This is a genomic window from Silvimonas sp., assembly GCF_031291215.1.
Classification (GTDB): Bacteria; Pseudomonadota; Gammaproteobacteria; order Burkholderiales; family Chitinibacteraceae; genus Silvimonas; species Silvimonas soli.
Genome location: NZ_JARLJK010000122.1, coordinates 231,059 through 257,367, shown reverse-complemented (window position 1 = coordinate 257,367; position 26,309 = coordinate 231,059). Strand labels below are relative to the sequence as shown.

General features: G+C 56.0%; 23 protein-coding genes. 10 read left to right on the top strand and 13 right to left on the bottom strand.

The features are described 5' to 3' along the window. Positions 1-19: 19 nt before the first annotated feature. The 3 genes from P4L78_RS13915 to pnp form a co-directional block, all read right to left on the bottom strand. Positions 20-343: a DUF2325 domain-containing protein gene (locus P4L78_RS13915; protein WP_283149765.1), complete on the bottom strand. Its 324-nt coding sequence runs from the start codon at positions 341-343 to the stop codon at positions 20-22. Positions 344-518: 175 nt separating this feature from the next. Then, positions 519-1,505, bottom strand: a complete 987-nt coding sequence (locus tag P4L78_RS13910) for an NAD(P)H-quinone oxidoreductase (RefSeq protein ID WP_309328530.1) — start codon at positions 1,503-1,505, stop codon at positions 519-521. 204 nt (positions 1,506-1,709) lie between these two features. Next, complete coding sequence (pnp, locus tag P4L78_RS13905; RefSeq protein WP_283149767.1) at positions 1,710-3,842, bottom strand: polyribonucleotide nucleotidyltransferase; 2,133 nt, start codon at positions 3,840-3,842, stop codon at positions 1,710-1,712. A 158-nt stretch (positions 3,843-4,000) separates the two neighbouring features. On the opposite strand from pnp, the gene P4L78_RS13900 reads away from it, so the two are divergent. After that, the gene (locus tag P4L78_RS13900) at positions 4,001-4,255 is read left to right on the top strand and encodes a hypothetical protein (RefSeq protein WP_283149768.1); all 255 of its coding nucleotides are present in this window, start codon (positions 4,001-4,003) and stop codon (positions 4,253-4,255) included. Positions 4,256-4,322: 67 nt separating this feature from the next. Here the strand turns inward: P4L78_RS13900 and rpsO are convergent, their stop codons facing one another. The 6 genes from rpsO to rimP all read right to left on the bottom strand — a co-directional run bounded on the left by rpsO (position 4,323) and on the right by rimP (position 10,880). Then, complete coding sequence (gene rpsO, locus P4L78_RS13895) at positions 4,323-4,592, bottom strand: 30S ribosomal protein S15 (protein ID WP_283149769.1); 270 nt, start codon at positions 4,590-4,592, stop codon at positions 4,323-4,325. A 129-nt stretch (positions 4,593-4,721) separates the two neighbouring features. Beyond that, positions 4,722-5,636 (bottom strand): tRNA pseudouridine(55) synthase TruB, encoded by a 915-nt coding sequence (gene truB, locus P4L78_RS13890; RefSeq protein ID WP_283149770.1) that lies wholly within the window; start codon positions 5,634-5,636, stop codon positions 4,722-4,724. Between the two features lie 9 nt (positions 5,637-5,645). Next, positions 5,646-6,038 carry a 30S ribosome-binding factor RbfA gene (gene rbfA, locus P4L78_RS13885; protein ID WP_283149771.1) on the bottom strand — a complete coding sequence of 131 codons (393 nt, stop codon included), beginning with the start codon at positions 6,036-6,038 and terminating at the stop codon, positions 5,646-5,648. A 145-nt stretch (positions 6,039-6,183) separates the two neighbouring features. Beyond that, entirely contained in the window at positions 6,184-8,898 is a 2,715-nt protein-coding gene (gene infB / locus P4L78_RS13880) for a translation initiation factor IF-2 (protein ID WP_309328529.1), read from the bottom strand. A 15-nt stretch (positions 8,899-8,913) separates the two neighbouring features. Then, the gene (gene nusA / locus P4L78_RS13875) at positions 8,914-10,386 is read right to left on the bottom strand and encodes a transcription termination factor NusA (RefSeq protein WP_283149773.1); all 1,473 of its coding nucleotides are present in this window, start codon (positions 10,384-10,386) and stop codon (positions 8,914-8,916) included. 65 nt (positions 10,387-10,451) lie between these two features. Further along, positions 10,452-10,880, bottom strand: a complete 429-nt coding sequence (gene rimP / locus P4L78_RS13870; protein WP_283151389.1) for a ribosome maturation factor RimP — start codon at positions 10,878-10,880, stop codon at positions 10,452-10,454. Between the two features lie 277 nt (positions 10,881-11,157). On the opposite strand from rimP, the gene fadD reads away from it, so the two are divergent. The 4 genes from fadD (at position 11,158) to dapE (ending at position 15,631) form a co-directional block, all read left to right on the top strand. Then, entirely contained in the window at positions 11,158-12,825 is a 1,668-nt protein-coding gene (gene fadD, locus P4L78_RS13865; RefSeq protein ID WP_283149774.1) for a long-chain-fatty-acid--CoA ligase FadD, read from the top strand. 38 nt (positions 12,826-12,863) lie between these two features. After that, positions 12,864-14,015 carry a PilT/PilU family type 4a pilus ATPase gene (locus tag P4L78_RS13860; protein WP_283149775.1) on the top strand — a complete coding sequence of 384 codons (1,152 nt, stop codon included), beginning with the start codon at positions 12,864-12,866 and terminating at the stop codon, positions 14,013-14,015. 85 nt (positions 14,016-14,100) lie between these two features. Further along, a complete protein-coding gene (locus P4L78_RS13855; protein WP_283149776.1) occupies positions 14,101-14,451 on the top strand; it encodes an ArsC family reductase in 351 nt (116 codons plus the stop codon). A 49-nt stretch (positions 14,452-14,500) separates the two neighbouring features. Further along, positions 14,501-15,631: a succinyl-diaminopimelate desuccinylase gene (gene dapE / locus P4L78_RS13850; protein ID WP_283149777.1), complete on the top strand. Its 1,131-nt coding sequence runs from the start codon at positions 14,501-14,503 to the stop codon at positions 15,629-15,631. Positions 15,632-16,296: 665 nt separating this feature from the next. Here the strand turns inward: dapE and P4L78_RS13845 are convergent. Continuing rightward, complete coding sequence (locus P4L78_RS13845; protein ID WP_283149778.1) at positions 16,297-18,156, bottom strand: sigma-54-dependent Fis family transcriptional regulator; 1,860 nt, start codon at positions 18,154-18,156, stop codon at positions 16,297-16,299. 281 nt (positions 18,157-18,437) lie between these two features. Between P4L78_RS13845 and adh the strand changes: the two genes are divergently transcribed. Together adh and P4L78_RS13835 are read left to right on the top strand one after the other, a co-directional pair. Beyond that, entirely contained in the window at positions 18,438-19,958 is a 1,521-nt protein-coding gene (gene adh, locus P4L78_RS13840) for an aldehyde dehydrogenase (protein WP_309328528.1), read from the top strand. 92 nt (positions 19,959-20,050) lie between these two features. Continuing rightward, on the top strand, positions 20,051-20,437 hold the full coding sequence (locus P4L78_RS13835) for a DUF779 domain-containing protein (RefSeq protein ID WP_309328527.1): 387 nt from the start codon (positions 20,051-20,053) through the stop codon (positions 20,435-20,437). Position 20,438: 1 nt separating this feature from the next. On the opposite strand, the gene tilS is transcribed toward P4L78_RS13835, so the two are convergent. Both tilS and P4L78_RS13825 read right to left on the bottom strand, forming a co-directional pair. Continuing rightward, on the bottom strand, positions 20,439-21,782 hold the full coding sequence (gene tilS / locus P4L78_RS13830; RefSeq protein WP_309328526.1) for a tRNA lysidine(34) synthetase TilS: 1,344 nt from the start codon (positions 21,780-21,782) through the stop codon (positions 20,439-20,441). Next, positions 21,769-22,737 (bottom strand): acetyl-CoA carboxylase carboxyltransferase subunit alpha, encoded by a 969-nt coding sequence (locus P4L78_RS13825; protein WP_283149782.1) that lies wholly within the window; start codon positions 22,735-22,737, stop codon positions 21,769-21,771. Before P4L78_RS13825 ends, tilS begins: the two co-directional genes overlap by 14 nt. Before the next feature lie 505 nt (positions 22,738-23,242). Here P4L78_RS13825 and flgM point away from each other — a divergent pair. Beyond that, the gene (gene flgM / locus P4L78_RS13820) at positions 23,243-23,551 is read left to right on the top strand and encodes a flagellar biosynthesis anti-sigma factor FlgM (RefSeq protein WP_283149783.1); all 309 of its coding nucleotides are present in this window, start codon (positions 23,243-23,245) and stop codon (positions 23,549-23,551) included. An 83-nt stretch (positions 23,552-23,634) separates the two neighbouring features. Then, a complete protein-coding gene (gene flgN, locus P4L78_RS13815) occupies positions 23,635-24,105 on the top strand; it encodes a flagellar export chaperone FlgN (RefSeq protein ID WP_283149784.1) in 471 nt (156 codons plus the stop codon). A 112-nt stretch (positions 24,106-24,217) separates the two neighbouring features. On the opposite strand, the gene P4L78_RS13810 is transcribed toward flgN, so the two are convergent. Continuing rightward, positions 24,218-24,751: a C40 family peptidase gene (locus P4L78_RS13810; RefSeq protein ID WP_283149785.1), complete on the bottom strand. Its 534-nt coding sequence runs from the start codon at positions 24,749-24,751 to the stop codon at positions 24,218-24,220. A 219-nt stretch (positions 24,752-24,970) separates the two neighbouring features. On the opposite strand from P4L78_RS13810, the gene P4L78_RS13805 reads away from it, so the two are divergent. After that, positions 24,971-26,164 (top strand): cyclopropane-fatty-acyl-phospholipid synthase family protein, encoded by a 1,194-nt coding sequence (locus P4L78_RS13805; protein ID WP_283149786.1) that lies wholly within the window; start codon positions 24,971-24,973, stop codon positions 26,162-26,164. Positions 26,165-26,309 lie beyond the last annotated feature (145 nt).

Below are 26,309 nucleotides of genomic sequence, written 5' to 3'. Positions count from 1 at the left end.
ATCGTCTAATAGCCAGTCGTTAGTGCTTTTTCTTAGCCGGGCAGGCTTCGCACTGTTTGGGCGAACAGACTTTATCCAGGCTTTGCGACAACGCACATACCGAGCGGCGGCAAGCGACAAAGCGGATGTTCTCTTCGTGCGCCATTTCGCGGTAATGGCGCATCACGTTGTGCCCCAGAAAATCGGTAAACAAGATAATCAGGTCAACGCCTTTGAGCGTTGCCGGTTTGCGTTGATGCGCGGCGTTGCGGCCGGACACGTGTTTGTGAATCGCAATGCCATATTGTTGCAGCACGTCCGGGATATTGCCCAAAGTGTCTGCACCGACGAGGTAAGCGTTCATGAAGCACTCCATCCTGTAGAGGTTGGCGGTTTGCCGACGCGCCGGGATGGCACACCGCTCAACCGATGGAATGCACTTTAATCTAAATGAGAATTGTTATCAACACTTAAATATTACGTTGGTGTCAGCGTAAAATTGAACTTTTGCAAGTGCTTGCTGACCGCAAGCGCCCCGCTCAATCGTCGGCCCCTACCCGCAATATCACCTTGCCCAGGTTGTGCCCTGCCGCCACATAGCGATGCGCATCAGCGACCTGAGTCCAGTCAAACTCCCTGGCAACCGTTACCCGCAACTTACCGGCCTGTATCAAGGGCAGCACGTGATCGCGCAGAGCCTGTGCCAAACGGCCTTTTACGGCCAATGGTTGCGGGCGCAGGGTCGAACCCCGCAGCGTTTGCCGCTTGATCAACAACAAGCCCATATTGGCTTCGGCACTCAGCCCGCGCAGCATGCCAATCAAGATGATCTGCCCATCGGCGTTCAAACAGGCCTGATTGCGTGGCAGATAATCCCCGCCTACCCCATCCAGAATCAGATCGACACCGCCAGCACTCTTCAGCTCGGTGGCAAAATCCTGCTGTTTGCAGTCAATCACCATATCGGCGCCCAGATCGCGGCAATACGCGCATTTCTCCGGGCCACCCGCAGTCACGGCCACCCATGCGCCAAAGGATTTACACAACTGGATGCCAGCGCTGCCAATACCGCTGGCGCCAGCGTGAATCAGCACGCGCTGGCCGGCGTGCAATCCCCCCAGATCAACCAGATTGAACCAGGTAGTCATCCAGGCTTCGGGCAAGCTGGCAGCGGCAACCGCATCCATGCCTGTCGGAACCGGAATGGCTAACTGGCTTTGCAGCAAACAGTATTCAGCGTAGCCACCGCCGCCAACCAGACCCATCACGCGATCACCAACCGCAAACTGCGTGACGCCAGTGCCCACTTCGACCACGAGCCCGGCAATCTCCATACCCAGAATATTGGACTCGCCTGGCGGCGGCGGATAATTACCGGCACGCTGCGCCAGATCGGCGCGGTTGATCCCGGCGGCGGCTACTTTGACCAGCAACTGCCCGGCAGCGGGCTGTGGCCGTGATGTTTGCCCCAAGTGAAGCGTTTCCGGGCCGCCGTGTTCGGTTTGCAATACCGCTTGCATGGTCATGCTGTTCTCCACTTTTTGGGATGTAGATGCGGGATGGATTTGCAGAAATGGGAATAATCCATCAATCGCCATGGGATAAGGTCAGTTGCAGAAAGTTCGTCCCGCTCGTGACGTCTCTACGCATTCTGCAGCCGGAATAGAAAAGACCACGGCGAACCGTGGTCTTTTCTTTTATACGCCAGTCATGGCGAAGCGTAATACTGCTTACGCTTCTGGTGCCACTGGAGCAGCAGCCGGAGCTTCATCGTTCAGCACGGCCTTGATCGACAAGCGCACACGGCCCTTCTCGTCTTGTTCCAGTGCCTTCACGCGCACAACCTGGCCTTCTTTCAGGTAGTCAGCCACGTTCTTGATGCGCTCGTTGGCGATCTGGCTGATGTGAACCAGACCATCACGACCCGGCATGATCGAAACGATGGCGCCGACGTTGTTGTCCAGAATCTTGACAACCGGGCCTTCATAGATCTTGCCGATCTCCACTTCAGCGGTAATTTCGCTGATGCGGCGCTTGGCTTCGTCAGCACCTTCCGAAGAAACGGAAGCGATGGTGATCGTGCCGTCTTCCTGGATGTCGATTTGCGTGCCAGTTTCTTCAGTCAGCGCACGGATCACGGAACCACCCTTGCCGATCACGTCACGGATTTTTTCCGGATTGATCTTCATGGTGTACAGGCGTGGAGCGTGTTGCGACACTTCAGTGTTCGCACCAGCCACTTCCTGCTTCATGATACCCAGGATATGCAGACGACCGGCTTGAGCCTGGTCCAGCGCAACCTTCATGATTTCCTTGGTGATGCCGTCGATCTTGATGTCCATCTGCAGTGCGGTCACGCCTGCGTCAGTACCGGCTACCTTGAAGTCCATGTCGCCCAGGTGATCTTCATCACCCAGGATGTCGGTCAGCACTGCAAAGCGGTTGCCTTCCTTGATCAGACCCATGGCGATACCGGCCACGTGGTTCTTCAGCGGAACACCAGCGTCCATCAGAGCCAGGCAGCCGCCACACACGGAAGCCATCGAGGACGAACCGTTGGATTCGGTGATTTCCGAAACCACGCGCATCGAGTAACCAAACTCTTCGCTGGTCGGCAGCACGGCAATCAGAGCACGCTTGGCCAGACGACCGTGACCAATTTCGCGGCGCTTTGGCGTACCAACGCGGCCGGTTTCACCGGTTGAGTACGGCGGGAAGTTGTAATGCAGCATGAAGCGGTCGGTGTATTCACCGGCCAGCGCATCAATTTTTTGCTCGTCCAGCTTGGTGCCCAGAGTCGCTACCACCAGACCTTGGGTTTCGCCACGGGTGAACAGTGCCGAACCGTGGGTACGCGGCAGCACGCCGGTACGAACGGTGATCGGACGCACCGTGCGAGTGTCACGACCGTCGATACGCGGGAAGCCGTCCAGAATCTGGTTACGCACAATCTTCGCTTCCATGTCATGGAAAATGCCGCGAATCTTGTTGGCTTGCAGAGTGTCGGTGTCTTCGGTGATCAGTGCCGTTTTGACCTTGTCCCAAGCTTCGTTCAGCTTGACGGTACGCGCTTGCTTTTGGGCTACGCGGAAAGCTTGAGCGATGTCTTCACCAGCGATTTCAGTGATACGGGCTTCCAGCGCTTCGTCACGTACCGGCTCGTTCCAGTCGAACAGTTCCGGGTTGACTTCGTCAGCCAGTTCGTTGATCGCCTTGATGGCTTTTTGCATTTCGTCATGACCGAACACCACAGCGCCCAGCATGATTTCTTCAGACAGTTCTTTGGCTTCAGACTCAACCATCAGCACCGCTTTTTCGGTACCGGCAACGACCAGATCCAGCTCGCTGGTTTTCAGTTCGTCTTTGGTCGGGTTCAGAATGTACTGGCCGTTCGCGTAACCAACGCGTGCAGCGCCGATCGGGCCAGCAAACGGCACGCCGGAAATAGCCATGGCAGCCGAAGCGCCAATCATTGCCGGGATATCGGAATCGATTTGTGGATCAAGCGAAACCACGGTGGCGATCACCTGGATTTCGTTGAAAAAACCTTCCGGGAACAGCGGACGGATCGGACGATCGATCAGACGGCTGGTCAGAATTTCTTTTTCGGAAGGACGACCTTCGCGCTTGAAGAAACCGCCGGGGATTTTACCCGCAGCGTAGGTACGTTCTTGGTAATCAACGGTCAACGGAAAGAAATCCTGACCTGGCTTAACGCCGCGAGCTGCAACCACCGTCACCAGAACGACGGTGTCATCCATGGAAACCAGAACCGCACCGGATGCCTGGCGAGCGATTTCGCCCGTTTCCAGCGTCACGGTATGACGGCCATATTGGAAAGACTTCGAGATTTTATTGAACACGGATTGCTATCCTTTTCAGTAATGCGCTTTTCGGCCACAAGCGCGTGCGATTGCCGCTGCGGTCAGGCCGGGAGACGAAGATCAAAGCGTTGTGTTCGACGCCTTTGAAAATCATCCGGGACAGATGGCGGAGCGTTCCCGGTTTGTGAGGGAATCGCGTGCCGCGTTTGAAAGACTCTGTCCGTGACCGCCAGTTCCAGCACAGTCCAACATCCGCCCTTTTGCCGCCGGAACTGCAATTTGACAAAAGGGAGGCACAACCTGGTTTTTCTGACACGCCGAATAACGGAGCCAAGAAAAAAAGCACTAAAAAATCATTCTGGTACAACATCCGGCGACTGGCAGCACAAATTACACTTGCGCCAGTTCAGGAATCCCACCAGAAACGATTTTTTAGTGCCTTTTGTGTTTAAAGCTTGCGCTTCATGCGTGCCATAAACAAAAAAGTCGCAGTTTTCACTGCGACTTTTTCGTGAATGATTACTTACGCAGACCCAGCTTGGCGATCAGATCGCGGTAGCTGTCAGCGTTGGTACGCTTGAGGTAGTCCAGCAGACGACGACGACGGGAAACCATCTTCAGCAGACCGCGGCGGGAGTGGTGATCCTTCGCGTTGGCTTTGAAGTGAGGAGTCAGGTCGTTGATGCGAGCGGTCAGCAGCGCAACTTGAACTTCGGGGCTACCGGTATCACCAGCGGCGCGTTGGAACTGGCCAACGATTTCAGCTTTTTGTGTAACAGAAACAGTCATTTTAAAACTCCGATAAGTTGATCTCAAACCCTTGGGACGTTCCCGGATGGGTCTTTCCGATCAGACAAGCAAAACCGAGTGTCGCCACCCGTGTTTGCTCCATTAACCAGCACTTGAACCAATCAGAAATCAGTCACTAGTAGCCAGCAGACGTTTGGGCCGTAGCACATCATCGGATGCCACTTCGCCCAAACCAAGGAACGCGCGATTATGCCCGTTTTGCGGCGCGCCGTAAAGGCGGAATGTACCTTCGGCAGGCTGCCACACCGACCTGCGGCGTACCGTCATGCCATGCAGGATGCGATGGGTATCATCTTCATCGAGCTGGATTTCCGGCAGATCAAGCACTAGAGATTCCGGGGCCAGCAAACGCGCCTCTCGCTCGGGCATTTCAATCTGGCCCAATTCATCCAAGCCAATTGCGTCTTCCAGTACAAAACCGGCGGTACGTGTACGGCGCAAACCGGACAAATACGCACCACATCCCAGCGTGCGGCCAATATCGTCAGCCAGTGTGCGAATGTATGTGCCCTTGGAACACAGTACGTCCAGCACCAGCACATCGCCCTCAAAGCTGATGATATCGATTGAATAGATAGTGATATGGCGCACTGCCCGTTCAATCTCAACACCCTGGCGCGCGTATTCATACAACGCCTTGCCTTGAAACTTGAGCGCGGAATGCATAGGCGGGATCTGCTCGATGGGGCCAGTAAACTGACGGATCACCGCCTCAACCTGGGCACGATCACAAGTCACTTCGCCAGAACGGGAAATACCGCCTTCACCATCCAGCGTGGTCGATACCTGACCGAGCTGCAGCGTCGCACGATAACCCTTGTCGGCATCGAGCATGCGCTGGGCAAACTTGGTGGCCTCGCCAAAACACAGCGGCAGCAGACCCGTAGCAAAGGGATCAAGCACGCCGGTGTGACCGGCTTTTTCGGCTTGAAACAACCAGCGCGCCTTTTGCAGCGCATTGTTGCTGGAAACACCAAACGGTTTATCCAGCAGCAAAACGCCATCAATCTTTCGTTTAGCCATGCGCGACGATCAACCTTCTTCTTGTTCGTCGTCCGGGGCTTTAGGCAAGCCAACGGCTTGCTGGATCAGGTTATCGAGCGCCATGCCGCGTTCGACTGAGTGATCATATTCAAAATGCAGTTCCGGCATTTTGTAGAGCGAAATGCCGCGTGCCAGCTGACTGCGAATAAAGCCCTTGGCCGCTTCCAGCTTTTCAGCAATCGATGCTGCGTCTTCTGGCGTACCCATGAAGGTGTAGAAAATCTTCGCGTGCGAATAATCGCGCGTGATTTCCAGATCGGTGATGGTAATCAGCGATGCTTTGGGGTGATCCAGTTCGGCCCGGATCAGTTCAGCCGTATCGCGCTGCAATTGTTGCGACAACCGGTCAGCGCGCGTGAAAGTCTTTTTCTGTTTAGCCATGGTGTGTGAGGAGTCAGGCGTGAAGGGCGAGGTGTAGCCCCATTTCCTGGTGATACAAAAGTAAAAGGCGCAGGCTTGAAAAAAAGCCTGCGCCGCCAGCGTCATCAGGGTGGGGTCTTACACCTCACTCCACACCCCATACGCCTTACAACGTCCGTGCAATCTCGACGATTTCGAACACTTCGAGCTGATCGCCTTCCTGGATGTCGTTGTAGTTCTTCAGTTGCAGACCACATTCGTAGCCAGCGCGAACTTCCTTCACATCATCCTTGAAGCGTTTGAGCGTATCGAGTTCACCTTGATGGACCACCACGTTGTTGCGCAGCAAACGAACGCCGGCACCACGCTTGACGATACCGTCGAGCACGTAACAACCGGCCACCGAGCCAACCTTGGAGATGACAAACACCTGGCGAATTTCGACCAGACCAATGATCTGTTCTTTCTTCTCTGGTGCCAGCATGCCCGACAGCGCAGCGCGCACATCATCTACTACATCATAAATGATGTTGTAGTAGCGGATATCGACGCCTTCGTGCTCGGCCAGCTTGCGCGCTGCCGCATCGGCACGCACGTTAAAGCCAACCACCACCGCCTTGGACGCCAATGCCAGATTGATATCGGACTCGCTGATACCACCCACGCCCGAGTGCAGAATCTGCACACGCACTTCGTCGGTCGACAGTTTTTGCAGCGAACCAGCCAACGCTTCCAGCGAACCTTGCACGTCGCTCTTGATGATGATCGGCAGGCGTTGAACTTCGCCGCCTTCGGCCATCTGCGCGAACATGTTTTCCAGCTTGGAAGCCTGTTGCTTGGCGAACTTCACATCACGGAACTTGCCTTGACGGAACAGGGCGATTTCACGCGCCTTCTTCTCGTCAGCCAGAACCATGGCGTCTTCACCAGCACTTGGCACTTCCGACAGACCCAGAATTTCTACCGGGATCGACGGACCAGCTTCGGTAATCGGCTTGCCGTTTTCGTCCAGCATGGCACGGATACGACCAAATACGCCGCCAGCCAGCAACACGTCGCCCTTCTTCAGCGTACCGGATTGCACCAGCATGGTTGCCACTGCGCCGCGACCCTTGTCCAGACGGGCTTCAATAATGATGCCCTTGGCTGGCGCGTCGGTCGGCGCTTTCAATTCCAGCACTTCAGCCTGCAGCAGAATGGCGTCGAGCAGGTTATCGATGCCCGTACCTTGCTTGGCCGAAACTTCGATGAACTGTGTATCGCCACCCCAGTCTTCCGGCACAACTTCTTGTGCAACCAGTTCCTGGCGGATGCGTTCCGGATTGGCGCCTTGCTTGTCGATCTTGTTCACTGCAACCACGATTGGCACACCGGCCGCTTTCGCGTGGTGAACGGCTTCAATGGTTTGCGGCATCACGCCATCATCGGCAGCAACTACCAGCACCACGATATCAGTCGCCGAAGCACCGCGAGCACGCATGGCGGTAAACGCCTCGTGACCCGGGGTATCAAGGAACGTAATCACGCCCTTTTCGGTTTCCACGTGGTACGCGCCGATGTGCTGGGTAATACCGCCCGCTTCGCCAGCCGCCACTTTGGCGCGACGAATGTAATCCAGCAACGATGTCTTGCCATGGTCAACGTGACCCATCACCGTCACGACCGGTGCGCGTGGCAGCAGTGCGTGTTCGGTTTTGTCTTCGTCGCCCAGATAGATTTCCGGATCATCATGCTTCGCAGCAACCGGTTGGTGGCCCATTTCTTCCACGACGATCATCGCGGTTTCCTGGTCCAGCACCTGGTTGATGGTCACCATCATGCCCATCTTCATCAGTGCCTTGACGACTTCCACACCCTTCACGGCCATCTTGTGCGCCAGATCGGCTACAGAAATGGTTTCCGGAACATCAACGGTGTGGGTAATCGGCTCAGTAGGCGCCTGGAAAGCGTGAGCATTGTTATCTTGTTGCTGCTGACCCTTACGGCCACCCTTCTTGCTCTTCCAGTCACCGCCCGCGTCGCCGCCCTTGGTGCGCAGGCCGCCTTTCTTGCCGCGCTTGTCGTCATCCCACGCGCCCTTCTCGCCCTTTTTCTTGTCGGCGGGTTTGGCAGCAGCAGGTGCCGGTGCAGCCGCTTTGGCTGGCTCCGGAGCACGCAACGGTTCGTTGCGTGGCTTGCGCAATTCAACGCGCATGCCGATGCGTGGACGAGTTTCGTCCGAACGCGCAGGCGATTGGTTTGGAGTACGGCTTGGTGCTGGCGCAGCAGCGGCAGGTGCCGGGGCTGGCGCAGCAACCGGGGCCGGAGCATCAGCGACGGTTTCTGCAACTGGCTCAGCTACAGCGTGCGCCACGGCAACAGGTGCCACTTCAACATGCGACGGTTGCGCCGGAGCTTCAGCAGCAACCGGCTCATCTTTACGCACGTCACGATTTTGCTTGGCGCGCATTTCTGCGGCCTGGCGGGCAAACAGTTCGTTCTGACGGCTGGCTTCCAGCTCACGTGCAGCACGTTCACCGTCATTCAGGACCGGTGCCGAAGTGCCGATTGCTGGCTCTGCGGCGTGTTGCAATCCCTGACTGCCTTCCGGCGCGATCACAACGCGTTTTTTGCGGACTTCAACCTGAATGGTCTTGGCCTTGCCGGTTGCGTCGGTCTTGCGAATTTCGCTAGTTTGCTTGCGTTGCAATGTGATCTTGGGCTTGTCGCCCGCTGCACCGTGTTTCTTTTGCAGATGATCCAGCAGACGTGTTTTGTCATCGGCCGTAATAGAGTCCGATTCACTTTGCTTGGCGACACCGGCCGCCCGCAGCTGTTCCAGCAATTCTTGCGGCGGCATTTTCAGCTCTGCCGCGAATTGACTGACTTTCAGTTCACTCATGCAATTCCCCCCGCCTTATGCGAACCAATGCTCGCGGGCCTTCATAATCAGCTGTTTGGCATCGTCTTCACCGACACCGGTCAATTCCACCAGTTCGTCGACGGCCAGTTCTGCCAGATCGTCTCGCGTATGGATCTCATGTTCCGCCAGTTTGGCGACCAGTTCGGCCGTCATTCCATCCAGACTCTTCAAGTCTTCAGTTTGGTGCTCGAGCTTTTCTTCATCCACGATAGCTTGCGTAAGCAGCGCATCGCGAGCACGGGCACGCAACTCGTTCACGGTGTCTTCGTCGAAGGCCTCGATCTCGAGCATTTCATTCAGCGGCACGTAGGCCACTTCTTCCAGGGTGTTGAAGCCTTCCTGGACCAACACATCTGCAACATCTTCGTCGACGTCCAGCGCCTTGACGAAGAGTTCGCGCACTTTGGTGAACTCGACTTCGTTTTTCTCTTGAGCCTGATTCACCGTCATGATGTTCAATTTCCAGCCGGTCAGCTCGGATGCAAGCTTCACGTTCTGGCCGCCACGGCCAATTGCCATGGCCAGATTGTCTTCGTCCACGATGACATCCATCGCGTGGCTTTCTTCATCCACGACGATTGAGCTGACATCAGCCGGGCTCAGGGCACCGATAACAAACTGTGCCGGATCAGCCGACCACAGCACGATATCAACACGTTCACCGGCCAGTTCGTTGGTCACGGCGTTCACGCGGGTACCGCGCACACCGATACAAGTACCTTGCGGATCAACACGCTGATCGTTGGACTTCACAGCCAGCTTGGCGCGCATGCCAGGATCACGTGCCACGCCCTTCAGTTCGATCAGGCCGTTCTCGATTTCCGGCACTTCCATTTCGAACAGCTTGAGCATGAACTCAGGTGCAATCCGGCTCAGCACCAGTTGCGGACCACGGCCCAGACGATCAATACGCACCAGGAATGCACGTACTCGGTCACCTACGCGCAGGTTTTCCTTGGGGATCATCTGGTCGCGTGGCAGCACAGCTTCGAGCTTGCCCAGTTCAATGATGGCGTTACCGCGCTCAATACGCTTGATCGTGCCATTCACCACATGTTCGCGGCGTTGCAGGAAGTCGTTCAGGTTTTGCTCACGCTCAGCATCGCGAATCTTTTGCAGAATCACTTGCTTGGCGGTTTGCGCACCAATACGGCCGAATTCGATTGGCTCGAGTTCTTCTTCCCAGGTTTCGCCCAGTTTCAAATCTTTGTCGTAGTCAGGCGCATCGGTGATGGCGATCTGACGGGACGGTTCTTCGTGGTCATTGTCTTCTACCACGGTCCAGACACGGAAGCTGCGATAGTCACCGGTATCGCGATCAATCGCGACACGGACATCTACTTCATCGTCGTAACGTTTTTTTGTTGCCGAGGCCAGCGCCAGTTCCAGCGCGGTAAACACGACATCTTTTTCAACATTCTTTTCACGCGCCAGTGCGTCGACCAGCAACAGAATTTCACGGCTCATTGTTTAATTTCCCCCGGCAAAGCCCGGCCAGCTCTATTTGTCGGTATTGAATTCACAATCTGGAATCAGAACTGCGGTTCCAGACGCACTTTATCGATCTGCGCCATTTCAAGGCTGACGCGCTCGCCATCCACGTCGATTATGACGTGACCGTCTTCAAAGCCGACCAGCTTGCCCAGAAGACGCTTGCGTTTATCCGGCAATGGCAAGCGCAGTTTTGCGCGCACCATTTCGCCGGCAAAGCGTTCGAAATCAGCGGGCGTTTTCAGCGCGCGATCCAAACCGGGCGACGAGACTTCCAGCCGCTCGTAGCCAATGTTTTCCACTTCGAACAAACGCTGAAGATGGCTGCTCACCGTGGCACAATCTTCCACGGTAATGCCGCCCTGTTTGTCGATGAAAATACGAACCAGCCCGTTATTGGCCAATTCGACGTCCACCAGCTCGTAACCGAGCCCCGGAACGGTCAATTCAAGAACGCTTTGCAGACTCACTGCCATAAAAACGCAAAATCCTTTTCGCAAACAAAAAATGGGCTGCTACAACAGCGCCCATTCTCAAGCACTCCCTCATGCGTGTGGGCCTGATCCGCAATTGGATCAAACGCCTCACCAGGGGATAAACCCGATTCTATCAGAAACAAGACTTTGGCGAAACTCTGGCATAAACATGAAGACGCCAACGGATGATCGGCTTGTTGTCGATGCAATCCGCCACTAGAGTTACGCCAAAATATGGGAACCACCCGGTCCCCGACATGGAGAAGACAGCATGGATCGCCCCTGGTTTACCAGTTATCCCGCCGGTGTGCCCCACGAAATCGACATGAACGAGTTCTCGTCGATTCCGGATGTGATTGCACAAACACTGGTCAAGTTTGCCGACCGGGATGCCTTCATCAATATGGGCAAAGCGATCACCTACCATGAGCTTGATGAGCAAACGACCGCATTTGCAGCGTATCTGCAACAAGATCTGAAGCTGGCACGCGGCACTCGCGTGGCCATCATGATGCCCAATTTGCTGCAATATCCGGTGGCGCTATTCGGCATTCTCAAAGCCGGACTGGTGGTGGTAAACGTCAACCCGTTGTACACGCCCCGCGAACTCGAACATCAGCTGAAAGACTCCGGCGCAGAGGCGATTGTGATTGTCGCCAACTTTGCCCATACGCTGGAAAAAGCCATTGCGCAGACCAAGGTCAAGCATGTCATCCTGACCGAAATTGCCGACATGCTCGATTTCCCGAAGCGCCTGCTGATCAACAGTGTCGTCAAATACGTCAAAAAGATGGTGCCGTCGTTCAACTTGCCTGGCGCCACCCATTTCAATGATGTGGTCAAAAAAGGCCGCAATCTGCATTTCAGCCCGGTGCGCCTGACGCACGACGATCTGGCTTTCCTGCAATACACCGGCGGCACCACTGGCGTGGCCAAAGGCGCCATGCTGACTCACGGCAATATCGTCGCCAACATGCAGCAGGCTTCGGCCTGGATTAACCAGATTGTGCAAGACGGCCATGAACTGATTGTGACGGCGTTGCCGCTATACCATATCTTTTCACTCACCGCGAACGGCATGATCTTTACCAAGCTGGGCGCCACCAACTTGTTGATCACCAATCCGCGCGATATTCCGGGGTTTGTGAAAGAACTGTCGAAATATCCGGTCACCGCCATTACCGGCGTGAATACGCTGTTTGGCGCGTTGGTGAACAACCCGGACTTTCTGAAGCTGGATTTCTCCACCTGGCGTCTGACGCTGGGTGGCGGCATGGCAGTGCAGCAGTCCGTCGCCGACAAGTGGAAAAAAGTCACTGGCGTCACGCTAGTAGAGGCTTATGGCCTGACCGAGACCTCCCCTGCCGCCATGATCAACCCGATGACGTTGCGCGAATACAATGGCATGATTGGGCTGCCGATTCCGTCTACCGATGCGCAAATTCGCAGCGATAGCGGCCAGGTGCTGGCACCCGGCGAACCCGGCGAGCTGTTTATCAAAGGCCCGCAGGTGATGAAGGGCTACTGGCAGCGTAAAGACGAAACCGACAAAGTACTGGGCGCCGACGGTTTCCTGGGTACGGGCGATGTCGCCATCATGTCGCCGACCGGCTTTTTCCGGATCGCTGATCGCAAGAAAGACATGGTGCTGGTTTCTGGCTTCAACGTTTACCCCAACGAGGTGGAAGACGTCGTCGCCAAACATCCTGGTGTACTGGAAGTCGCGTGTATCGGTGTGCCGGACGATAAATCCGGTGAAGCGGTAAAGATTTTTGTGGTCAAAAAAGACCCGGCCCTGACGGAAGCCACGCTGATTGCGTACTGCCGTGAGCAGCTGACCAATTACAAAGTACCCCGCAAAGTCGAGTTTCGCGATCAATTGCCCAAGTCCAACGTGGGCAAGATTTTGCGAAGGGAGCTGCGTGAGGGCCAAAGCTAGTTAATACGTCCCGTTAACGGGATTTGAGGGGAATTGCCATGAACCTGATGCCATTTTTCAAGCTGATGGCCGAGCGCCAGGCGTCGGATCTGTTTTTGTCGGCCAATGCGCCGATCACGATCAAGATCCAGGGCGTCTGTTATCCGGTCAACAATCAGGTTCTTGGCGCTGACCACGTCAAACAACTGGTCTACCAGATCCTCAACCCGCAACGCATTGCCCGCTTTGAGCAAGACCTGGAACTGAACTTTGGTCTGGCAGTTGAAGACATCGGCAACTTCCGGATCAACGTGTTCAAAAGTCGTGGCAGCGTGGCCATGGTGGTGCGCTTTATCAAGCCCAACGCCGCCACGCTGGAAGAACTGCGCATGCCAGGGATGTTCAAAGAGCTGATCATGGAAAAGCGCGGCATCATTCTGGTGGTGGGCGCAACCGGCAGCGGCAAGTCATCCACCGTTTCGGCCATGCTGGAACACCGCAACCAGAACCACCCCGGTCACATTCTCACCATGGAAGACCCGGTTGAGTATCTGTTCAGCCACAAGAAAAGCCTGGTCAACCAGCGCGAGATCGGTGTTGATACCCACAGCTACGGCGACGCACTCAAGAACGCCATGCGCGAAGCACCGGATGTGCTGATGATTGGCGAAATGCGTGACCGCGAAACGGTCACCTACGCCATGCAATACGCCCAAGCCGGCCACTTGTGTATCAGCACATTGCATGCGAACAACAGTTATCACTCGCTGGCACGGCTGGTGAACTTCTTCCCGCAAGAAGCGCGTGAAAGCTTGCTGTACGATATGTCCACCGCGCTGAAGGCGATCATTTCGCAGCGACTGGTACGCAACAAGCAAGGCAAGTTGATTCCGGCTGTGGAAATTTTGCTGAACACAGCGCGCATCTCTGAGTTGATCCGCGACGGACACCTGGCCGACATCAAAGAAGCCATGGAACAAAGCCTGGCCGAAGGTTCGCAGACCTTCGAGCAATCGCTCTACCGCTTGTATCGCGCGGGCGAGATCGAACTGGATGAGGCCCTGCGCAATGCCGATTCGGCTACCAACCTGTCCTGGATGGTCAACAACGCGCAATCGGCGGAAGAACAGGATCAGCAATCTGCTGCGCAAAACAACAGCACCAGCAGCACGCCGGCGACTGATCTCAATTTCAATATTTCGCTGCACTGATCCGCTTGCAGTCGCATAATACGGGGCCGCAAAAAGCGGCCCTTTTTGCTGCGTTGCGCCTGACCGGATTTTGAGAGAACAACCCATGAAACTCTATGGTATTCCCAATTGTGACACCGTCAAAAAAGCCCGCACCTGGCTGGACGAACAAGGTCACACCTACGAATGGCACGATTACAAGAAACAAGGCGTCAGCGCAGAACTGCTGCAAGACTGGATTACCCACACAGGCTGGGAACCACTGGTGAATCGCCAAGGTACAACCTGGCGCAAACTGGATGAAGCGACCAAAGCCAGCGTTGTCGATGCCCAATCCGCCATTGCCGTGATGCTGGCGCAACCGTCTGTCATCAAGCGGCCAGTACTTGAGCGCAATGGCCAGATCACCGTGAGCTATAAACCCGAGTTGTACGCCGCGTTGTTTGATGGCTCCTGAGCCACTCACTCAACCCGCCCCACCTGTTATTGACGAGAAAAACACCAATATGAGCGATCCCACCCTGGAGCTGACCGAAGCGCTGATGCGCCGGGCCTCCGTTACCCCTGATGACGCTGACTGCCAGACCATCATGGCGCGGCGCCTGGCCGAGCTCGGGTTTCACATTGAGCACCTGCGTTTTGGCGAAGTCGACAACCTGTGGGCACGCAAAGGCAGCAGCGGCCCAGTGCTGGTGTTTGCCGGGCATACCGATGTAGTCCCGACTGGCCCGGTGGATCGCTGGCATTCCGACCCGTTCGCCCCGGAAATCCGCGACGGTCATTTGTTCGGCCGCGGTGCAGCCGACATGAAAGCCTCGCTGGCCGCATTTATTACTGCGACCGAAGCGTTTCTGAAAGATCATCCCGATCACAAGGGCTCTATTGCCTATCTCATCACATCCGATGAAGAAGGCCCGGCCAAAGACGGCACGGTCAAAGTCATCGAAACCCTCGCCGCGCGCGGTGAGGCCATTGATTACTGCATTGTGGGCGAACCCACCAGCTCGCAACAGTTTGGCGACATGATCAAAAATGGCCGTCGTGGTTCGCTCTCCGGGCATTTGATCGTGCAAGGCGTACAGGGCCATATTGCCTACCCGCATCTGGCCAACAATCCAATTCACATGCTGGCGCCAGCGCTGGCCGAGTTGACGATTACCGAGTGGGATAAGGGGAACGAATACTTCCCGCCGACCACCTGGCAGGTTTCGAACATGCACAGCGGCACCGGGGCGACCAACGTCATCCCCGGCACCGTCGAAGTATTGTTCAACTTCCGCTTCTCGACCGAGAACACCGCCGACACCCTCAAAGCCAAGCTGGAAGGCATTCTGGACAAGCACGGCGTGGAGTACGAATTGAACTGGTCATTGAGCGGCGAGCCGTACCTGACCGGCCAGGGCGAACTGGTGAGCAGCATTCAGGCCGCCATTCGGGAAGAGACCGGCATAACGCCAGAACTCTCGACCACCGGCGGCACTTCGGATGGCCGCTTCATCGCCAAATACTGCCCGCAAGTGGTGGAATTTGGGCCATTGAACGCCACCATCCACAAGCTGAACGAATGCGTGGCAGTGGCGCATTTGCCATTGTTGTCGGGCGTTTATCGGCGAGTGCTGGAAAAGCTGGTGGCTTGAGTAATACGCAAATTCAGAGATTTAACTAAAAAAGCCGCTGAGATCAGCGGCTTTTTTATGTCTGGCTATCTGACCTGCAAATCGAAGGCCGGATAAAGGCCATTTCTCGGCATAAACTTCACGGGAATCCGGGCTACGATACTGAACGCCAAGGTCTGCGGCTTGTTGAAGTATTGCGACCCCGGATTCTCGCTAGCGCTTCATCCGGGCTACGATACTACGATACTGAACGAATGCGTGGCAGTGGCGCATTTGCCATTGTTATCGGGCGTTTATCGGCGAGTGCTGGAGAAGTTGGTAGCCTGAGCAATACGCAACTTCAGAGATTTAACTAAAAAAGCCGCTGAGATCAGCGGCTTTTTTATGTCTGGCTATCCGACCTGCAAATCGTAGCCCGGATGGAGACCATTTCTCGGTATAAACTTCACGGAAATCCGGGCTACGATACTTCGCCCTGAATCCACCCAACGAGGCTGGCCAACAGACGGTTTGCTTGTGCCTTTGACCTTGGGCCCCCTTGCGGCAGCGGGGTCGCCTTTCTTTTGGTTTCTTTTCTTTGGCGACGCAAAGAAAAGAAACGTGCTCCCGGGCACCCCCGGGTATCAAATGCCTTTAAACCTCGTGCCGAAGGCACTTACCCCACAAGCCTTTGAAGTCACACCATTTCACCCCCGCTGCTTGCGATAAATCGTATTCCTCGACACCCCCAAAGCCCGCGCTGCAGCCGACACATTCCCGCCATGCTCACTTAACGCCGCGTGAATCGCCGACTGTGTCACCGCCGCCAACCGCCCTTCTTGCTGCGGCCCATTCGGTTCAACACCACGACTGGTCGCTTCGATGAAATCATCCGGCAAATGCGCCAAGCCAATTTCGGCCTCATCTCCCGCCAATACGCACGCGGTATGCAGCAGATTGAACAATTGCCGGAAGTTACCCGGCCAGTGATAGCCCAGACACATCGCCATGACCTGTGCCGACAGCCGATAACGTATGCCGCCAGCGCTTTCGGTATTGAGCATCTTGCGAATCACCGCCGGTAGATCGCTCCGCTCACGCACTGGCGGCAATCGTACGGTCAGGCCTTGAATGCGGTAGTACAGATCCGCACGAAACTCGCCGCATTCCACCATCGCCGGTAAATCACGGTGCGTGGCGCAGACCAGCGCGATATCCACCGGAATGGCCTGATCGCTACCTAGTGGCGTGATTTCGCGTTGTTGCAGTACTCGCAGCAAGCGCGCTTGCAACGCCAGCGGCATATCGCCGATTTCGTCCAGGAACAGCGTACCTGCGCTAGCCTGCAAAATCTTGCCGCTGCTGCCTTTGCGCCGTGCGCCGGTAAAAGCGCCGTCAACATAACCAAACAGTTCGGATTCGATCAGCGTTTCTGGAATAGAAGCGCAATTAACCGCCACGAAGGCTTTGTCGGATCGGGGCGAATCGCGATGCATCGCCTGAGCCAGTAGCTCTTTGCCGGTACCGGTCTCGCCGGTAATCAGAATCGGTACATCGCGCCCCAGCACTTTGCCGACCCGTTCGATGACCCGCGCCACCTGGGCGTCGCCCGTATCCAGGTAATGCAGATGCGACAATCGTGGCAATGCGCGTGGGGTAACCAGGCTGGCGGTTCTGAGCACGGCGCGCGCTTCAACCTTGACGCCGTTATGCAGGCATAACTCGATCCAGCCATCACCCGTGCGATGACAACGCGACAACACCTCACCCAGCGGCATATCAAACAGCGCCGCAAACGGTCGACCAGCCAGTTCATCCTCGATACCCAACTGGAAACGGGCGCTGCCATTGGCGGCCAGCAAATGCCCATCCAGCGAGAACGCGGCGATGCCTTCCATCAAGGTGCCGACAAATTCGCGGCGGCTATGAAAACTCAGATACAGCGCGTCGGCAAAGGCATCGCGCAGCAACTGGTTTTCCAGCGTCTGCGCCGACATGCGCACCAGCGCCGTGGTGTGGCGGTGATAACCACGGTAATCGCCGGTCACGTCAATGACGCCGCTCAAGCCACCTTGCGGATCAAGAATGGGCACGCTGGAACACGTCAGAAACTGGTTGGCTTTCAGAAAATGCTGATCGCCATGCACGGTGGCGGCCCGGCGTTCGGTAAGCGCGGTGCCAATGGCGTTGGTGCCTTGATTGGCTTCCGTCCATAACGCGCCGGGCTGCAGCGCGACTTTTTCCGCCCGCGCCAGAAAATCATCATCGCCCAGCGAATGCAGCACCAAACCACTGGCATCGGTCAGCACGATCATGCTGTGGGTATTGGCGATTTGCTGATAGAGCGTTTCCACCAGCGGCACCGCATGCTGATAGAACTGGCGATGCTGGCCGACCTGCTCGGCCAGAGCGGCTGGCGAGAGAATCGCGTAGTCCGGACGGGTGCGCTCAGACAGGCCGTAACGGCGGGATCGCTCATGCGCGGACTGCAGTCGCTCGGGGTCGAGCAAGGACGTATAAACCAGATTATCGCCCCCGCCAAAAGGGTTAGTTGCAGAGTGGGACACTGGTGCCTCCTTGGCCGCACAAATTGCTGCGGTGCACCTAATTATCTGAAAAATAAGTGTTTTATCTGTTCAGTGATCAATGTAGCACCTGTTGCAAAATGGCGCAAAAACGCATTTTCCGGCAATCACACTTTCATATTATTTATTTTAAAATCAATACGTTGTAAATAAATTAAGTCGAATTAGCGCATTGGCACAGCGTTTGCACCTGTGTGTACAGCCAGTACCCGCTGGCACAGCTGCAACACTGCCCATTCAATGCACTGAGGAGAACAGGTCAAATGAATCACGCTGAGATGAAGTTTCTGAATCTGCCGTTTCCGTACAAGAAAGAATATGGCAATTACATCGGCGGCAAGTGGGTACAGCCCGTGGCTGGCGATTATTTTGACAACGTATCCCCCATTACCGGCGAGCCGTTCTGTCGTATTCCGCGTTCGCAACAAGCCGATATCGATCTGGCGCTGGACGCTGCTCATGCCGCCAAAACCGCTTGGGGCCGCACCTCGCCCGCCGAGCGTGCCAATATCCTCAACAAGATTGCCGACCGCATGGAGGCCAATCTGGAAATGCTGGCCGTGGCCGAAACCATCGACAACGGCAAGCCCATCCGCGAAACCCGCGCGGCTGATATGCCGTTGGCCGTTGACCATTTCCGCTACTTTGCCGGCGCAGTACGGGCACAAGAAGGCGGGATTTCGGAAATCGATCACGATACGGTTGCCTACCACTTTCACGAACCGCTGGGCGTAGTCGGGCAGATCATTCCGTGGAATTTCCCGATCCTGATGGCGGTATGGAAACTGGCACCCGCGCTGGCCGCAGGCAATTGCGTGGTGCTTAAACCCGCCGAGCAAACGCCGGCGTCGATTCTGGTGCTGGCCGAGTTGATTGGCGATCTGCTGCCACCGGGCGTACTCAATATTGTTAACGGTTTTGGGCTGGAAGCGGGCAAGCCACTGGCCACCAGCAAGCGCATCGCCAAAATCGCCTTTACCGGTGAAACCACCACCGGCCGTTTGATCATGCAGTACGCCAGCCAGAACCTGATTCCGGTCACGCTCGAACTGGGCGGCAAGAGCCCCAATATTTTCTTTGAAGATGTCCTGAGCGCCGATGACTCGTTCTTTGACAAAGCGCTGGAAGGCTTTGCCATGTTTGCGCTGAACCAAGGTGAAGTCTGCACCTGCCCTTCCCGCGCGCTGGTGCAAGAGTCGATCTACGAGCGCTTTATGGAACGCGCAGTAAAACGGGTTGAGGCGATTCGTCAGGGCCACCCGCTGGATGGCGGCACCATGATTGGCGCGCAAGCCTCGCAAGAGCAGTTCGAGAAGATTCTGTCGTATCTGGACTTGGGCAAACAAGAAGGCGCCAAGTGTCTAACCGGTGGCGAGCCCGCCCGCTTTGATGGCGAGCTATCCAAAGGCTATTACATCAAGCCCACCATCTTTGCTGGCCACAACAAGATGAGGATTTTCCAGGAGGAAATCTTCGGGCCGGTGGTGTCTGTGACCACGTTCAAGAATGAAGCCGAGGCACTGGAAATTGCCAATGACACGCTCTACGGCCTGGGTGCGGGCGTATGGACCCGTGATGGCACGCGGGCGTATCGCTTTGGCCGCGAAATCCAGGCCGGGCGCGTGTGGACCAACTGCTATCACGCCTACCCGGCGCACGCGGCCTTTGGCGGCTACAAGCAATCCGGCGTCGGCCGCGAAAACCACAAGATGATGCTCGATCACTATCAGCAAACCAAGAATCTGCTGGTGAGCTATTCGGACAAAGCGTTGGGTTTCTTCTGAGCACGAGTTTGCACGCAGCAAACGTGGGGTGGATTTGTTCCGGTTTTATGAAGCGAATCCACCCGCCACCGTTTTGCAGGCAAAGGATAATTATGGAACAAACTGTTGAACGGGTGACCGCCACGCCCGCCGCGCTCGCGCTTATCGCCCAGCTAAAGCAGCAGCACGGTGACTTGCTGTTTCACCAATCCGGTGGCTGCTGCGATGGCAGCGCGCCGATGTGTTTTCCGCGAGAAGAATTCATGGTCGGTTCGTCAGACGTGTTGCTGGGGGAGATTGGCGGCGTGCCGTTCTATATGAGCAGCTCACAGTATGAATATTGGGAGCACACACAGCTGATCATTGATGCCATTCCCGGCAATGGCGGGATGTTTTCGCTGGAGCGACCAAGCGGACTACGCTTTCTGACGCGTTCGCGTTTGTACGCGGATAATGAATCGGCGTGGCTGGCCGATCACCCGGCTAAAACTGCCGCCTGATTCAGACTTGCGTACCGGAACCGCTTTGCCATAGCGGCAGCCAACCAGTTTCACCTTCGGTTTGCTTGAAGGTGGAGTCTACTCCGACGCCAGGCCAGGCAACGAGTTGGTCCTTCAGATAAACCAGCGGCGTAGCGGCACGTTGCCACGGCGGAATACCCAGACTTTGCGCCAGTGTCTTGAGTTGCTGCGCCGGCCCATCAGCCCGCAAACGGATCGTTACCGCACCGCGCCAGGGTCGCAATTCAAATCCTGCGCGTAAATGCCCCTCGCCAATGCCGTTTTCTGCGACTGACTGCCAATGCAGCTCTCCGGCCCAACCTGCTGGCTGCACGGTGGCACCGTTTTCCCAAGCCAGTTGTTGCACTTCACCCGGCTCAATTTGCGCGGCGGTAATAAACAGCCGATTGCGATAGCGCCGCACGGCTTGTTTACGCCATACCAACGCCGGCTGGCTATCGGCAGATGCATTGCAACTGGTCCGCCAGAGTTCGTCAAAGGCGCGGGTATCCAGCACCAGATCATGACTTCCCAGCCAATGCCGCAGGGCGTGCTTGAGGCGCAATGGCGATAACGGCGTATCCAGTGCAAAAGCATCGCCTTGCACGCACAGCGGCAAATCGTTGGCGGCGACTTCATCAAGCAATGCCTGCGCTTCAGCTATATGCCGGGCACTGCGGTAAATGCTTTGCGCCATGGCCGGAAAGGCTTCTTGCGCGGGCGGGATGACCTTGTGCCGCAAGAAATTGCGGTCGAAATCGGTCTGCTGATTGCTTTCGTCTTCCACCCAAGTCAGCTCATGCTGGCGAGCGTAGTCCAGCAACTGCGCGCGAGGGACGTCCAGCAAGGGCCGCAGCAAAGTGCTGTTCTGGCCAAATGGCCTTGCTAGCGGCATGGCGGCCAAACCGGCCAAACCGCTGCCGCGCAACAGGTTTAACAGCACGGTTTCTGCTTGATCACCCAGATGATGCGCCGTGAGAAACACAGACGCGGGCTCTTGCGCAAAAGCGGCGTAGCGAGCATTACGGGCAGCGGCTTCTGCGCCGTGGCTGCGCCGTTGCGTCAGCGTGACATGCTCAACCCGACAAGGCACTGCCAGCGATTGCGCAAATTCCACGGCAAATTGCGCCCACGCATCTGCGTTGGGCGACAAGCCATGATGCACGTGCACCGCGGACAGACTGAAATCAACCGAGGTGCGGCATTGAGCCGCCAGATGCAGCAACACCACCGAATCGAGCCCGCCAGAAAGGCCGACACAAATGGTGGTGGGTTGTGCAGAGGAACAATACGGCGCCAGCCGGGCGGACACCCGGCTGATCAGCGCCGCATCAGGAGAGGTCAATTTCCTTGTACTTGCCATAAGCCATCAACCGTTCGAACCGGGTTGCCAGAAGTTCGTCAGTTGATTTGTCTTGCAGCGCCTTGAGTGCGTCGGACAGCGTTTTTTTCATCGTCACCATCATTTGCTGATAGTTGCGATGCGCGCCACCAACTGGCTCGGTGATGATCTTGTCGATCAAACCCAGCGTTTTCAGGCGAGCGGAGGTAATGCCCATGGCTTCGGCTGCATCAGCCGCCTTTTCAGCGGTCTTCCACAGAATGGAGGCGCAGCCTTCTGGCGAGATCACCGAGTACGTGGAGTACTGCAGCATCATGACCGTATCAGCAACCGCAATCGCCAACGCGCCGCCCGAGCCACCCTCACCGATCACCGTGCAGATAATCGGCACGCGCAGTTTGGTCATCTCGAACAGATTGCGGCCAATGGCCTCGGACTGGCCGCGCTCTTCTGCGCCAATGCCCGGATACGCACCCGGCGTATCCACAAAGGTCATGATCGGCAGGTTGAATTTTTCAGCCAGCTTCATCAGGCGCAAAGCCTTGCGGTAGCCTTCCGGACGCGGCATGCCAAAGTTGCGGTATTGCCGGTCTTTGGTATCACGGCCTTTCTGATGGCCAATGACCACGACGCTTTGACCGTTAAAACGGCCTACGCCGCCAACAATGGCTGCATCGTCTGCATAGTGGCGATCACCGTGCAGTTCTTCAAAATCAGTAAATAGCGCCTTGACGTAATCAAGGGTGTACGGACGTTGCGGGTGGCGTGCCACCTGCCCGATCTGTGCCGAGGTGATCTTGCTATAGATACTCTTGGTCAGTTCCTGGCTTTTCTTTTCCAGGTGGCCAATTTCCACGGAGATATCTACGGCCGAATCATCCTGCACAAAACGCAGTTCCTCGATTTTGTTTTCGAGTTCGGCGATCGGTTGTTCAAAATCCAGAAAAGTGGTCTTCATGCTGTTTTTGTTTCCCTGAGAAGCCGCCAGGGCTTGGGTATTGCGTCAGATTGCGTTGTGTTCCACCGTATTTTCGGCCTGCGCAGCGGCGTCAGCGACCTGTTTCGTATGGGGTGGAACCCAAAAATCACGCAACTATACAGCAACGTTCTGCCTCCCCCAAGCATGGCACGACGGAACAGCAACCGGCCTGGTGACCCGTAAATCCGTGATCAGGCTACAAGCCTTAATCTGTAAGGTATTGGCTCTGATGCGACTAACCCGGTCTGCAGTTTGTATCAAAGCACTGATGACCTTTTGTCGGTTCGTTGCGACACGTGAGCCATTCTTCACCAGTGCAATGACGTGCTTGTTTATCATCAGTTGCGATCGTTTGCGCACGTCGCCCTGCCCGGTTGTGGCTGGCAATGAAAATCAATCCTAAAGTTCCTACGCGCACAGCCGATAATTGGCATAATAAACGTTAATGCGCAGCCCGCCGTGCCGGTGGGCGGGAAAGGTAAACATGAAAATAGACCAATCTAGCAAGGTTTCACTGCAATCGCCCGCACGTACCGACGCGAGTCGGACGCCTGCACCCGCGACCCAGTCAGCCTCGGCACAAGCGACCAGTACCGCTCAGGAAAACGTAACCCTGAACCCGGCTGCGGCGCAATTGGGGCAAGCAGATCAAACCGGCGGCGATAACAGCGTGTTCGATAGCGAACGCGTGGCTTCTTTGCGCCAAGCGATCAGCGAAGGTCGCTTTACCGTGAGCAGCGACCGGATTGCCGACAAGCTGATCTCCAGCGTACAAGATTTGCTGCAGCAATAAAGCAATAACCGCCGCGTTGCCAACTGTGCCCGTTCACTGGTGGCACAGAGCCCTCTTCACCCTTCTTTGTAGCGACTGCCTCTGTGGTGCAACCTGAATCCGTACTTGAGCTGATTGAAAAAGCTTCGGCCGCACTGGCCGAGTTGCTGCAGTTGTTGCAGCAAGAACAGGATTGCCTGGTCAGCAACCGGATTGACGATCTGGCCACCTTGATCTCCGCCAAGCAGCAAAGTGCCGGCAAAACCGAACAAGCCACCGGTGCCGTCGAAGAATGGTTCAATGCCAATGGTATCGCCAGCCGGGAAGCCGATATCCGCCAGTGGCTGGCCGCGCACTTGCCGCAAGGCGCAGGTGCTTGGGAAACATTACGCGAACAAGCGCGTCAGGCTTCTGCCATCAACAAAAGCAACGGTCAGTTGATTGATACCCGTCGGCAATTGGTGGATGGTTTTGTTGCTGAACTGGCGCACGAGCGCGGCGAAGGCACCCAGTTGTATTCGGGCTCCGGCCAGCTTACCGGGCGGACCGGGCCATTTACCCGCGGCAAGGCTTGATTTAGCGGCTGGTTCGAGCCGAAACCAGGAACAAACAATAAAGGGCACCCCATCTGGCGTGCCCTTTTTGCTATGCGCGAGAAAGCAGCGCCAGATCCACCGCTAGCAGATATCAGTTGGTGGCAATCAGCGAGCGCCCGCCCTCAAACCGCGCTGCAAACCATGGCGAGCTCAGCGATTCAACCTTGATATGCCCTTTGCTGGATGGCGCGTGCACAAATTTGCCATCGCCAATATAAACACCGACATGTGAATACGGCTTGCCCAGCGTATTGAAGAACACCAGATCGCCCGCTTGCAGAGCCTGGCGATCCACCGGCCGAGACAGCCTCGCCATTTCGGCTGCGTTATGCGGCAAAGTGACGCCGAGCGCATTTTTGTAAATGAAATACACCAGGCCACTGCAATCAAGACCGGCTTCCGGATTAGCACCACCAAATTGATAGTTCACATCGAGCAAACTCAGGGCGTAGAGCACCACTTCCTGGCGGTTTTCTGAGGCGACTTGAATGGTACTGACCGAGCGGTCAATCGGGCGGCTGGCGGTGGGGGGCGGAGCCGAAGTGCGCGGGGCAGAGCCACACCCGGCCAAGGTGAGTAGCGCCATCAGCAGCAATGGGCGCAGCGACCTGTAATCTTGGGTCATGACACACCCTGAAAATATTGATCGGCACATTGTATCCCGCCTGGCCGCAAAAACCAGGACCTATGCCGGATTCGCAACAGCTGCCCGATATTTCATTGCACCGGAAACTGTATTCTTTCAAATCAGTTTTTTGTCATTTGCGCTCAATGTTCTAATTTAAAAACAAGCAGTCCAGAAAGTTTGTTGGTACCCCGCCCGTAACCTTGAACTGAGGTGAACATGCCCTGGAACAATCTTTTTGATGAATTTCTTGAACGTATGCGTAGTCATGGCATTCCTTTGCGCTTGCAGCTCTGGAACGGTAAACACTTTGATCTGCACCCGGAGCCCAAGGTAACCATCATCGCCAATACCGCAGGCAGTTTGCGACACGTGTTGCATCCTACGCTGGACAGCCTGGGGCAGGCCTATGTGGAAGGTGATATTGACCTGCAAGGGCACGTGCTGGATGTGGTGGATATTGCAACGCAGCTGGCTGCGGCCGAAGGCCCGGCCTCACGCAGCGCGTCTCGACGTGGCCGTCACTCCAAGGATTCCGACAAAGATGCCATCAGCTATCACTACGATGTTTCAAACGAGTTTTATAGCGCCTTTCTGGATAAACAAATGGTGTATTCGTGCGGTTATTTCCGCTCGGAAACCGACACCCTGGATGCGGCGCAAGAACAGAAAATTGATCACATTCTCAGAAAACTCAATATCCAGCCCGGCCAGCGCCTGCTGGATATTGGTTGTGGCTGGGGTGCGCTGATTGTTCGGGCGGTGAGACATTACGGTGCTCGCGCCGTAGGCGTAACCCTCTCCAGCAATCAGTATGAGTACGCCAAAGAACGCATCGCACGTGAAGGGCTGAGTGATCGTTGCGAGGTGCGGCTACAGGATTACCGCGACGTGACCGGTCAGTTTGACCGGATCAGCAGCGTCGGCATGTTTGAACATGTTGGCTTGCGTAATCTGGAAGGGTATTTCCGGCAGATCCACAAATTGCTGGTCGATGGCGGCGTGGTCATGAACCACGGCATCACCAGCACGGATACCAACTCGTTCAACTCCCCTTTTGGCGGCGGCGACTTTATTGACCGCTATGTCTTTCCCGATGGCGAACTCCCCCACATCAGTCTGGCCTTGCGTGAAATGAGTATCGCTGGCTTGGAGGTTGTAGACGTGGAAAACCTGCGTCGCCATTACGCATTGACCCTGCGGCATTGGGCAGAGCGCTTTGAAGAGGCGGGAGAGAAAGTCCGGATCATGGCTGGTGAACAAAAATACCGGATCTGGCGCGTGTATCTGGCCGGGTGTGCATACGGCTTTACCCACGACTGGATTTCGCTCAACCAGATTCTGGCGGTGAAAGCAGGCGGACCGGGCCTCAATACTTTGCCCTTCACGCGAGAATATATGTACCAACCATGACCAGCCAGATAACCACACAGCCTGCTTGAAACGGGCAAAAAAAATGGGGGCGAATCCGCAAGAATCGCCCCCGAGCTTTATCAGGGAGAGTCACAACTTCATACAGGTACTTGGTTACTGCAGTTAAAACAGTTATTTGCGAGGT

Coding starts and splice junctions, on each gene's coding strand:
- P4L78_RS13915 (WP_283149765.1), bottom strand. CDS start 343: ATGAACGCTTACCTCGTCGGTGCAGACACTTTGGGCAATATCCCGGAC.
- nusA (WP_283149773.1), bottom strand. CDS start 10,386: ATGAGCCGTGAAATTCTGTTGCTGGTCGACGCACTGGCGCGTGAAAAG.
- P4L78_RS13910 (WP_309328530.1), bottom strand. CDS start 1,505: ATGACCATGCAAGCGGTATTGCAAACCGAACACGGCGGCCCGGAAACG.
- dapE (WP_283149777.1), top strand. CDS start 14,501: ATGAGCGATCCCACCCTGGAGCTGACCGAAGCGCTGATGCGCCGGGCC.
- P4L78_RS13810 (WP_283149785.1), bottom strand. CDS start 24,751: ATGACCCAAGATTACAGGTCGCTGCGCCCATTGCTGCTGATGGCGCTA.
- P4L78_RS13835 (WP_309328527.1), top strand. CDS start 20,051: ATGGAACAAACTGTTGAACGGGTGACCGCCACGCCCGCCGCGCTCGCG.
- P4L78_RS13825 (WP_283149782.1), bottom strand. CDS start 22,737: ATGAAGACCACTTTTCTGGATTTTGAACAACCGATCGCCGAACTCGAA.
- P4L78_RS13860 (WP_283149775.1), top strand. CDS start 12,864: ATGAACCTGATGCCATTTTTCAAGCTGATGGCCGAGCGCCAGGCGTCG.
- rpsO (WP_283149769.1), bottom strand. CDS start 4,592: ATGACTGTTTCTGTTACACAAAAAGCTGAAATCGTTGGCCAGTTCCAA.
- rbfA (WP_283149771.1), bottom strand. CDS start 6,038: ATGGCTAAACAGAAAAAGACTTTCACGCGCGCTGACCGGTTGTCGCAA.
- fadD (WP_283149774.1), top strand. CDS start 11,158: ATGGATCGCCCCTGGTTTACCAGTTATCCCGCCGGTGTGCCCCACGAA.
- P4L78_RS13855 (WP_283149776.1), top strand. CDS start 14,101: ATGAAACTCTATGGTATTCCCAATTGTGACACCGTCAAAAAAGCCCGC.
- truB (WP_283149770.1), bottom strand. CDS start 5,636: ATGGCTAAACGAAAGATTGATGGCGTTTTGCTGCTGGATAAACCGTTT.
- P4L78_RS13805 (WP_283149786.1), top strand. CDS start 24,971: ATGCCCTGGAACAATCTTTTTGATGAATTTCTTGAACGTATGCGTAGT.
- flgM (WP_283149783.1), top strand. CDS start 23,243: ATGAAAATAGACCAATCTAGCAAGGTTTCACTGCAATCGCCCGCACGT.
- adh (WP_309328528.1), top strand. CDS start 18,438: ATGAATCACGCTGAGATGAAGTTTCTGAATCTGCCGTTTCCGTACAAG.
- infB (WP_309328529.1), bottom strand. CDS start 8,898: ATGAGTGAACTGAAAGTCAGTCAATTCGCGGCAGAGCTGAAAATGCCG.